The sequence below is a fragment of the Streptomyces sp. NPDC127100 genome (assembly GCF_042724095.1).
Taxonomy (GTDB): domain Bacteria; phylum Actinomycetota; class Actinomycetes; order Streptomycetales; family Streptomycetaceae; genus Streptomyces.
On the sequence record NZ_JBHXFL010000089.1, the window covers coordinates 1 to 9,100 of the forward strand.

The following is a 9,100-nucleotide window of genomic DNA, read 5'->3' on the forward strand; positions in this document are numbered from 1 at the left end:
TCGCAGACCGCTACCGCGCGGGGGTTGTCCTGGCCTCCCTGATCCTCTGGCTCCGTGAAGCGGCCAGGTGATCATTTGTCAGACAGGCTCTAGGGGGTGTCTGACACATGCCCGCGGCGTCGCGCATTTGTTCAGACAGCCCCTGGCCCGCCCCGGCGGGCCGCGCGCTCCCCTCTCCCGGCTCGTCCGCCGTCTCTCGACGGGTGCCCCCATAGCGGAAGGCCCCCGCGCCCGGCGGTCACCGGCCGACCATGGCCGTATGACGTCACCCAGGGTCGACCCGCCGGCCGGCCACGCCGCCCGCGCCCACTCCTTCAACGCCGCCGCGGCCCAGTACGCCGCCGCCCGTCCCTCCTACCCGCCCGCCCTCTTCGAGGCGATCGAGGAGCTGTCCGGCCGCCGCCTGTCCGGCTCCCTCGTCGCGGACGTCGGCGCCGGTACGGGCATCGCCACCGCCCGCCTGCGCGAACACGGCGCCGACGTGCTCGCCGTCGAGCCCGGCGGGGGCATGGCGGCCGAGTTCCGCCGCGGCCTCCCCGAGGTGCCGGTGGTCCGTGGCAACGGCAACGCCCTCCCCCTCGCCGACCACCGCTTCGACCTGCTCACCTACGCCCAGGCCTGGCACTGGACCGACCCCGCCCTGTCCGTCCCGGAGGCACTGCGCGTGCTGCGTCCCGGCGGGGCGCTGGCGCTGTGGTGGAACACCGACGCCCCCGACGTGCCGTGGATCGCCGCGGCGAACGAGCGCACGCGGCGGCGGTTCGGCCTGGACGTCTCCGCCGAGAAACGGAACGTCGACGCCCGCGTCGCCGACCCCTCCGGCCGGCTGGCCTTCACCCGCCGCGAGGTCCGCTGGAGCCGCAGCGTCCCGCTGGACACGCACCTGGCCAACATCGCCAGCCACTCGGTCTTCCTGACCCACGGCGAGGACCGCAGCGCGGCGTTCCTGGCCGAGGAGCGGGAGCACCTCCTGGCCGTCTTCCCGGACGGGATCGTCGAGGAGACGTACGTCGTCGTGCTGCTGCTCGCCAGAACGCCCGAGGCCGCTTGACGCGACGGGAGGGCGGGAGCACTATTCATCACATGATGAATTACTCGTCCCGCCCTCCCGACGACCGGACGGCCACCCACGACGCCGGTGCCACCCCGGACGCCGGTGCCGCTCGGGACTCCGGTGCCGCCCCCGGCCACGGGACCACCCCCGCCGCCCCCGCCGTCCACGCCGAGGACCTCACCGTCGTCCGTGGCTCCCGCACCGTCCTGCGCGGCCTCGGCTTCACCGTCCCGCGCGGCCGGATCACCGGCCTCCTCGGCCCCTCCGGCTGCGGCAAGTCCACCCTCATGCGGGCGATCGCCGGCACCCAGGCCAAGGTCACCGGCACCCTCGACGTCCTCGGCCGCCCCGCCGGTCACCCCGGCCTGCGCACCCGCATCGGCTACGTCACCCAGGCCCCGTCCGTCTTCGACGACCTCACCGTCCGCCAGAACCTCGACTACTTCGCCGCGATACTCGACCCCGGCCGCGCCTCCTCCGGCCGCCGCCGCGAGAACGTCACCCGGGCCGTCGCCGACGTCGACCTCACCACCCACGCCGACGCCCTGGCCGGCAACCTCTCCGGCGGCCAGCGCAGCCGCGTCTCCCTGGCCGTCGCCCTCCTCGGCGCCCCCGAGCTCCTGGTCCTCGACGAACCGACCGTCGGCCTCGACCCCGTACTCCGCCGCGACCTGTGGACCCTCTTCCACTCCCTCGCCGCCGAGCGCGGCACCACCCTCCTCGTCTCCTCCCACGTCATGGACGAGGCCGAGCGCTGCCACCGCCTCCTGCTGATGCGCGACGGCACGCTCCTCGCCGACGACACCCCCGACGCCCTGCGCGCCCGCACGGACGCGGAGACCGTCGAGGAGGCCTTCCTGCACCTGGTGGACGAGGCGACGGCGGCAGCCCGCACGAAGGAGACCACGCGATGACCACCACCACGCCCACCGCGCGGACCACGCCGCCCCCGGCCCCCACCCGCCCCCTGAACCTCTCCCGCACCACCGCCACCGCGGCCCGCGTCCTGCGCCAGCTGGCCCACGACCCCCGCACGATCGCGCTGCTCCTGGTGATCCCCTGCCTGATGCTGTTCCTGCTGCGCTACGTCTTCGACGGCAGCCCGCGCACCTTCGACAACATCGGCGCCTCCCTGCTGGGGATCTTCCCGCTGATCACGATGTTCCTGGTCACGTCCATCGCGACCCTGCGCGAGCGCACCTCCGGCACCCTCGAACGCCTCCTCGCCATGCCCCTGGGCAAGGGCGACCTCATCGCCGGCTACGCCCTCGCCTTCGGTGCCCTCGCGATCGTCCAGTCGGCCCTGGCGACGGGCCTGGCGGTCTGGTTCCTCGGCCTCGACGTGACCGGCAGCCCCTGGCTCCTGCTCCTGGTCGCCCTCCTCGACGCCCTCCTGGGCACCGCACTCGGCCTCTTCGTCTCGGCCTTCGCGGCCTCCGAATTCCAGGCGGTCCAGTTCATGCCGGCGGTGATCTTCCCCCAGCTCCTCCTCTGCGGCCTGTTCACCCCGCGCGACCGCATGCACCCGGCCCTGGAGGCCGTCTCCGACGTCCTGCCGATGTCCTACGCCGTCGACGGCATGAACGAGGTCCTGCGCCACACCGACATGACGGCCACCTTCGTCCGGGACGTCCTGATCATGGCCGGCTGCGCCCTCCTGGTCCTGGCCCTGGGCGCGGCGACCCTGAAGCGCCGCACGGCATAGCGCGGCCCGTCCGGCGTCCGAGGACGAGGCCGTCCGGGCCCAGCGGGGACGGGAAGGGGCGGCCGAGGCGAAACAACCCCCGCCCACGTCCCGCGGACTGGACGCGCCCCCTCCCCGGCCACCCGAAATGCGAGGATGACCGAGGCCAACGCGCACCCTCCGGAGGGCACCACCGCCATGACCCAGAAAGTCGCAGTCCTCGGCACCGGCAAGATCGGCGAAGCCCTGCTCAGCGGGATGATCGGCTCCGGCTGGTCCCCGGCCGACCTCCTGGTCACCGCCCGCCGCCCGGAACGGGCCGACGAACTCCGCGCCCGCTACGGAGTCACCCCGGTCACCAACGCCGAGGCCGCCAAGAACGCCGACACCCTGATCCTCACGGTCAAGCCGCAGGACATGGGCACCCTCCTCGACGAACTGGCCCCGCACATCCCCACCGACCGCCTGGTCATCAGCGGCGCCGCGGGCATCCCGACCTCCTTCTTCGAGGAGCGCCTCACCGCCGGCACCCCGGTCGTCCGCGTCATGACGAACACCCCCGCCCTCGTGGACGAGGCCATGTCCGTCATCTCCGCCGGCACCCACGCCACCGCGGCCCACCTGGCCCACGCCGAGGAGATCTTCGGCGCCGTCGGCAAGACCCTCCGTGTCCCCGAGAACCAGCAGGACGCCTGCACCGCCCTCTCCGGATCCGGCCCGGCCTACTTCTTCTACCTGGTCGAGGCCATGACCGACGCCGGCATCCTCCTGGGCCTGCCCCGCGACAAGGCCCACGACCTGATCGTCCAGTCCGCGATCGGCGCCGCGAAGATGCTCCGCGACAGCGGCGAACACCCGGTCAAGCTGCGGGAGAACGTCACGTCCCCCGCCGGCACCACCATCAACGCCATCCGCGAACTCGAGAACCACGGCGTCCGAGCGGCCCTCATCGCCGCCCTGGAAGCCGCCCGCGACCGCAGCCGAGAACTCGCCTCCGGCACCAAGGACTGACCCTCCACCGACCGGACGCCCGGACCGGCAACGCTCCCCCGGCCCCTGAATTCGCCTTGACGCTGCGTGAACACGGAGATTGAATCCGTGCACATGTCAAGATCGTGAAGGACGAGGGGGCATTCCGTGACGCAGGGGTGGGGACGAACCGACGGTGACGGACGCGACCGGAGACGAAGGCGGAGAGCCGGCACCGCGGCCGCCACGCTCGCCATGGCGGCAGCCGCGCTGTCGCTGCCGGCGACGACGGCCCACGCGCTGTCCGCAGCTCCGGACGGCCCGCCGTCGTCCCACGCGAACGAACGGGCCGAGGCGGCGCGGGACCGGACGTCCCAGCGCGACGAGGGCTCCGAAGCCGACACCACGGCGCCACTGCCACCCCGGATCACGCTGGCCGCTCCGTACACCTCGTGCGTGACCGTGTGCCAGGCGGCCGGCGGGCCGGGCGTGCGGGCGACTTTCACGTTCGCGCCGAACACGGCCGACAAGGACATCGTCGGCTACCGGTACCACGTCATCGGGGAAGCCACCTGGTCGTCGGTGACCGGTGAGACCGCCACGGTCACCCATGTCCCTCAGCAGGGCGGGCTCTACCGTCTCGAGGTGCAGGCCTTCGACCAGGTCGGCCGGGCCGGCGCCGCCGCCGAGGTGGAATTCCTGGTCGCGACGGGTGAGACCCCCCTAGGCCGCTGGCGCTTCGACGAGGCGAGCGGTCCGGCGCGCGACTCCGCGACCGCCGAGGGCACGACGCGCAACGACGCGACGCTCTCGGGCGGCGCGACCCGCGACGACCGCGGCCGGCGTGGCGTGCAGACCCACGACGAGTACGAAGCGCTGCCGGAACCGGTCACGGACCGAGGTCTGACCCTCGACGGCAGCGGCGGGTACGCGGCGACGAGCGCCCCGGTCCTGGACACCCGCAGCTCCTTCACCCTCTCGGCCTGGGTGCGTCCCGACACGCTGGGCGCCACCGACCGGACGGTGCTGGCTCAGGACGGCGGCTTCCGTCTGTCCTACGACGCGACCCGGGGCACCTGGACGTTCCGGCCGTCCCTGCCCGCCGGTGCCGACCACCTGACTCTGGCGGCCGACCGCCAGGCGACCCCAGGGGTGTGGACCCATCTCGCCGCCGTGTACGACGCGTCCGCCGACCGGACCCGGCTGTACGTCAACGGCCGACTGCGGGCCACGGGCACCGCGCCCGGCGTGGGTGCGGCCGACGGACAGCTGCAGTTCGGCCGGGCACTGCTGGACGGCTCGCCCGGGGAGTACGGGGACTTTTTCGACGGCTCCCTCGACGAGGTCGCGGTCTGGCGCCGACCCCTCACCGACAGCGAAATCGCCGACGAGGCGCAGATCCCCAACGGCGGACGCAATGCCGTGGAACTGGTGGCCGACTGGTCCGCCGACGGGGCGAGCGGCACCGCACTCACCGACACGGTCTCGGGTTACGGCCCCCGGTTGACGCTGTCCGGCGGCGCGGCCCTGGACGGCAGCACGCTCACGCTGGACGGCGCGAACGGCGCGGCGGCGGCGGACGGGCCACTGGTGGACGGCACCGGCTCGTTCACGGTGAGCACGGACGTCACGCTGGACGGCTCCGCGGTCGCGTCCTGGCCCAAGGGCCGCGTCGGTCACGTCCTCGGCTGGCGCGCGGCCGACGGCTCCACCTTCGGGCTGTGGTACGAGGCCGGAGGCATGACGCCGGCCTGGGACCCGGACGCCCTTGAGGAGAAGCTGGTTCCCGTAGGGTCCTGGCGATTCGGCCGCCTGGACGCCGACGGCACGTACGTCGCGAGTAGCTCCGCGGATCCTGTCCGCACGGACGAACCCGTACGGCTGACCGGTGTCCGTGACGCGCAGGCGGGGACCATCGAGCTCTACGTGGGAGGAAACCCGAACGGCACCCGGCGCCCCGTCCCCGACCCCGTCGGCTCGGGGGTGTTCACCGTCGGTGCCGCCACGGACGGCACCGCCTGGACGAACCACGTGCCGGCCCGCATCAAGGACGTCCGGGTCTGGTCCGGCGCCGTGGCCTCGTCCCAGCAACTGTCCGAAGTGCTCGGGGCCTGACCGACTGCCCGGCCGGCGCCTCGGCGCGCCGGCCGGGCAGCCACCGGCCCGGCCGTCTCACTCCGCCGCGGTCACCACGTCCCCCGTCGTCACCACCCGCGCGAACCCGCCCCCGTGCAGCGAAACCGCCGACGCCCGCGCCAGCTCGTCCGCGCTCTGCCGCCAGCCGAAGGGCCCCTCCAGGCCGAAGGTGTACGTCGCGTCGAACGCGACCAGCACGTCGTAGCCGAGGTTCCCGCCCATCCGTGCCGTCGTCTCGACGCACATGTTCGTCTGGATCCCGGCCAGCACGACCTGGTCGATCCCTTGTCCCCGGAGCCACGCCCCCAGGTCGGGCGTCCCGAGGAAGGCCGAGTTCACGGTCTTCGTGACCAGCAGCTCGGCTCCGCTCCCCTTGCCGCGCCGCTGCTCCACGTACTCCTTGAAGCCGTTGCCCTCGTACCCGGTCCGCAACGGCGACCCCTGCTTGACCGAGTCGTGCCGCACGAAGACGACCGGCCGCCCGGTCGCCTGCCACACGTCGAGGAGGGCGGCGATGTTGTCGTCCGCCGCAGGGTGATTGCGCGTCCCCCAGAAGGCGAGCTCCTCGAAGCCCTTCTGCACGTCCACAACCACCAGCGCCGCGTTCTCTGCGATGTCCATGCCCACGATCGTGCCGCCGGACGGCCACGCTCCCCAGAGGTACAGAAGTCGGCGATCGATGGTTTACTGCCACTTATGGCAGTCCAGGCCACCGTCCAGGCCCCCTACCGCGTCGCCCTCGTCGCCTTCCCCGGCATCCGGGCCTTCGACGTCTCCGTCATCACCGAGGTCTGGGGCACCGACCGCACCGACCGCGGCGCCCCCGCCTTCGACCTGCGCCGGGTCGCCGCCGACGGCACCGCAGCCGTCCCGATGCGCGGCGGCCTCGCCCTCCACCCCGACCGTCCCCTCGACTGGCTGGACGACGCCGACCTCGTCGTGGTCCCCGGCCTCGACGACCACCTCACCCCGGCCCCCGCCCCGGTCCTCGCCGCCCTCCGCCGCGCGCACACCCGCGGCACCACCGTCGCGGCCCTGTGCGGCGGCGCGTTCACCCTCGCCCAGGCGGGCCTCCTCGACGGCCGTCGCGCCATCACCCACTGGCGGCTGGTCGACCTCCTGCGCACCCACCACCCCCGCGTCACCGTCGTCCCCGACGCCCTCTTCATCGAGGACGACAACCTCTGGACCGCGGCCGGCACCGCGGCCGGCATCGACCTCTGCCTCCACCTGGTCCGCCTGGCCCACGGCGCCGAGGCCGCCGCCACCATCGCCCGCTCGATGGTCACCGCCCCCTTCCGGACCGGCACCCAGGCCCAGTTCATCGAGCACCCCACCCCGCGCACCGACCGTGACGCCGACGCCCTGGCCGCCGTCCGCGAGCACGCCCTGCGCCATCTCCACGAGCCCCTGACCGTCGCGGGGCTGGCCGCCCGCGCCGGCATGTCCCCGCGCTCCTTCGCCCGCCACTTCACGGCGGCCACGGGTACCACCCCGCTGCGCTGGCTCCTCGACCAGCGCATCGCCGCAGCCCAGAAACTCCTGGAGCGCACCGACCTGCCCATGCCCGAGATCGCCCGCAGGGCAGGCTTCGGCAGCGAGGTCACGATGCGCCAGCACTTCGCATCGCGCCTCGCCACCAGCCCCCGCGCCTACCGCGCCGCGTTCACCACGGTGTCCGACACCGGCGGCAGCAGGCCGATCGCCCGGTAGGCCGCGTCCACGGTCGGCCGGGCCATCGCCCGCGCCTTCTCCGCACCCTCCCGCAGCACCCCCTCCACGTAGCCGGGATCCGCGCACAGCTCCCGGTGCCGCGTTCGCAACGGCCGCAGCACCTCGACCACGGCCTCCGCGACGTCCTTCTTCAGCGCGCCGTACGAGTCGTACCCCCCGGCCAGTACCTCCGGCTCCGCACCCGTGCACGCGGCGAGGATCTCCAGCAGGTTCGCGAGCCCCGGCCGCCCCTCCCGGTCGTACACGACCTCGCGCCCGCTGTCGGTCACGGCCCGCATGACCTTCTTCCGCACCACGTCCGGCTCGTCCAGCAGATAGACGATCCCCGGCCCGACGTCGTCGCTCTTGCCCATCTTCGAGTCCGGCTCCTGAAGGTTCATCACCCGGGCCGCCACCGCCGGATTCGTGGCCCGCGGCACCACGAACGTGTGCCCGTACCGCTGGTTGAACCGCACCGCCAGATCCCGGGCCAGCTCCACGTGCTGCGTCTGGTCGTGCCCCACCGGCACCTCGTCCGTCCCGTACGCCAGGATGTCGGCCGCCATCAGCACGGGATACGTCAGCAACGACAGCCGCACGCTCCCGCCCCGCTCTCTCTCCCGCGCGGCCTTCTCCTTGTACTGGATCATCCGGCGCATCTCCCCGTCCGTGGCCACGCACTCCAGCAGGTACGACAGCCGCGCGTGTTCGTCCACGTGACTCTGGACGAACACGGTGCACAACTCCGGATCCAGCCCCGCCGCCAGCAGCAGCGACGCCGCCTGCCGGCTGAGCCGGCGCACCCGTGCCGGATCGTGGTCCACGGTCAGCGCGTGCAGGTCGACGACGCAGAACAGCGCGTCCGACCGGTGCTGGTCCTCCGCGGCCCACCGCCGCAGGGCGCCCAGGTAGTTCCCCAGCGTCAGGTTCCCGGTCGGCTTGACCCCACTGAACACTCGTGTCATCTCTCCACCTCCTGGTCGGGGCCGCCGCCACCCGTCGGCCGCCCCTCCTGGAGGGAGATACGAGAACGGCCGCCGAAGCGGCGGCCGTCACATGCATACGTGAGTACGGGCCGCCGTCAGGCGGCCCACCAGAACTGGTTGCACGTACGCGTCATCACGCCCTAAAGCTACGCCTCCGGCAGGCACTTCGCCCCCGAGTTGACACGACCTGACCGCATCCGTAGTGTTCTCCGAGTTGTCCGACGTGAGTGCCGACTCCGGTCGGTCCCCGGACAGCGATTCCGCAAGTACCAACCACTCCTCGACGAACAGTCGCGCTGTCGGCGTCGTCGTGTATTGGCGCGTGTAATTGCGGAATGAGGAATCCACGTTCGAAAGGACGCGGCCCCCGATTAGCTCGGGAGTCGGGAATCCGCTAGAGTCTCACCTCGTCGGAACGGCCCAACAGCCGGGAAGACAACCCCCTCTGACTGGGAATCAGGGCCCGAAAGGATCTGATAGAGTCGGAACCGCCGGAAAGGGAAACGCGAAAGCGGGAACCTGGAAAGCACCGAGGAAATCGGATCGGAAAAGGATCTG

General features: G+C 72.7%; 8 protein-coding genes. 6 read left to right on the top strand and 2 right to left on the bottom strand.

Annotation, left to right across the window (positions count from 1 at the left end; genetic code table 11):
- The first annotated feature begins 259 nt into the window (after positions 1-259).
- From ACFWJB_RS35135 to ACFWJB_RS35155, 5 genes are all read left to right on the top strand, one after another.
- On the top strand, positions 260-1,051 hold the full coding sequence (locus tag ACFWJB_RS35135) for a class I SAM-dependent methyltransferase (RefSeq protein WP_386927363.1): 792 nt from the start codon (positions 260-262) through the stop codon (positions 1,049-1,051).
- 32 nt (positions 1,052-1,083) lie between these two features.
- Positions 1,084-1,968 (top strand): ABC transporter ATP-binding protein, encoded by an 885-nt coding sequence (locus ACFWJB_RS35140; RefSeq protein ID WP_386927365.1) that lies wholly within the window; start codon positions 1,084-1,086, stop codon positions 1,966-1,968.
- Positions 1,965-2,759, top strand: coding sequence for an ABC transporter permease (locus ACFWJB_RS35145; RefSeq protein WP_386927367.1), 795 nt, complete (start codon positions 1,965-1,967; stop codon positions 2,757-2,759). Before ACFWJB_RS35140 ends, ACFWJB_RS35145 begins: the two co-directional genes overlap by 4 nt.
- Before the next feature lie 177 nt (positions 2,760-2,936).
- Positions 2,937-3,749, top strand: a complete 813-nt coding sequence (gene proC / locus ACFWJB_RS35150) for a pyrroline-5-carboxylate reductase (RefSeq protein WP_385465805.1) — start codon at positions 2,937-2,939, stop codon at positions 3,747-3,749.
- Between the two features lie 213 nt (positions 3,750-3,962).
- Entirely contained in the window at positions 3,963-5,822 is a 1,860-nt protein-coding gene (locus ACFWJB_RS35155) for a LamG domain-containing protein (RefSeq protein ID WP_386927369.1), read from the top strand.
- 57 nt (positions 5,823-5,879) lie between these two features.
- On the opposite strand, the gene ACFWJB_RS35160 is transcribed toward ACFWJB_RS35155, so the two are convergent.
- Positions 5,880-6,464, bottom strand: a complete 585-nt coding sequence (locus tag ACFWJB_RS35160; protein WP_385465724.1) for a cysteine hydrolase family protein — start codon at positions 6,462-6,464, stop codon at positions 5,880-5,882.
- A 75-nt stretch (positions 6,465-6,539) separates the two neighbouring features.
- Here ACFWJB_RS35160 and ACFWJB_RS35165 point away from each other — a divergent pair, with 75 nt between their 5' ends.
- On the top strand, positions 6,540-7,556 hold the full coding sequence (locus tag ACFWJB_RS35165; RefSeq protein ID WP_385465721.1) for a GlxA family transcriptional regulator: 1,017 nt from the start codon (positions 6,540-6,542) through the stop codon (positions 7,554-7,556).
- Here ACFWJB_RS35165 and trpS read toward each other — a convergent pair.
- On the bottom strand, positions 7,496-8,521 hold the full coding sequence (gene trpS / locus ACFWJB_RS35170) for a tryptophan--tRNA ligase (protein WP_385465718.1): 1,026 nt from the start codon (positions 8,519-8,521) through the stop codon (positions 7,496-7,498). The genes ACFWJB_RS35165 and trpS overlap by 61 nt on opposite strands.
- Between the last annotated feature and the right edge of the window lie 579 nt (positions 8,522-9,100).

What these genes read in the sequence shown, in the direction of transcription:
- ACFWJB_RS35135 (WP_386927363.1), top strand. Translation starts at nt 260, where the DNA reads ATGACGTCACCCAGGGTCGACCCGCCGGCCGGCCACGCCGCCCGCGCC.
- ACFWJB_RS35140 (WP_386927365.1), top strand. Translation starts at nt 1,084, where the DNA reads ATGATGAATTACTCGTCCCGCCCTCCCGACGACCGGACGGCCACCCAC.
- trpS (WP_385465718.1), bottom strand. Translation starts at nt 8,521, where the DNA reads ATGACACGAGTGTTCAGTGGGGTCAAGCCGACCGGGAACCTGACGCTG.
- ACFWJB_RS35145 (WP_386927367.1), top strand. Translation starts at nt 1,965, where the DNA reads ATGACCACCACCACGCCCACCGCGCGGACCACGCCGCCCCCGGCCCCC.
- ACFWJB_RS35165 (WP_385465721.1), top strand. Translation starts at nt 6,540, where the DNA reads ATGGCAGTCCAGGCCACCGTCCAGGCCCCCTACCGCGTCGCCCTCGTC.
- ACFWJB_RS35155 (WP_386927369.1), top strand. Translation starts at nt 3,963, where the DNA reads ATGGCGGCAGCCGCGCTGTCGCTGCCGGCGACGACGGCCCACGCGCTG.
- ACFWJB_RS35160 (WP_385465724.1), bottom strand. Translation starts at nt 6,464, where the DNA reads ATGGACATCGCAGAGAACGCGGCGCTGGTGGTTGTGGACGTGCAGAAG.
- proC (WP_385465805.1), top strand. Translation starts at nt 2,937, where the DNA reads ATGACCCAGAAAGTCGCAGTCCTCGGCACCGGCAAGATCGGCGAAGCC.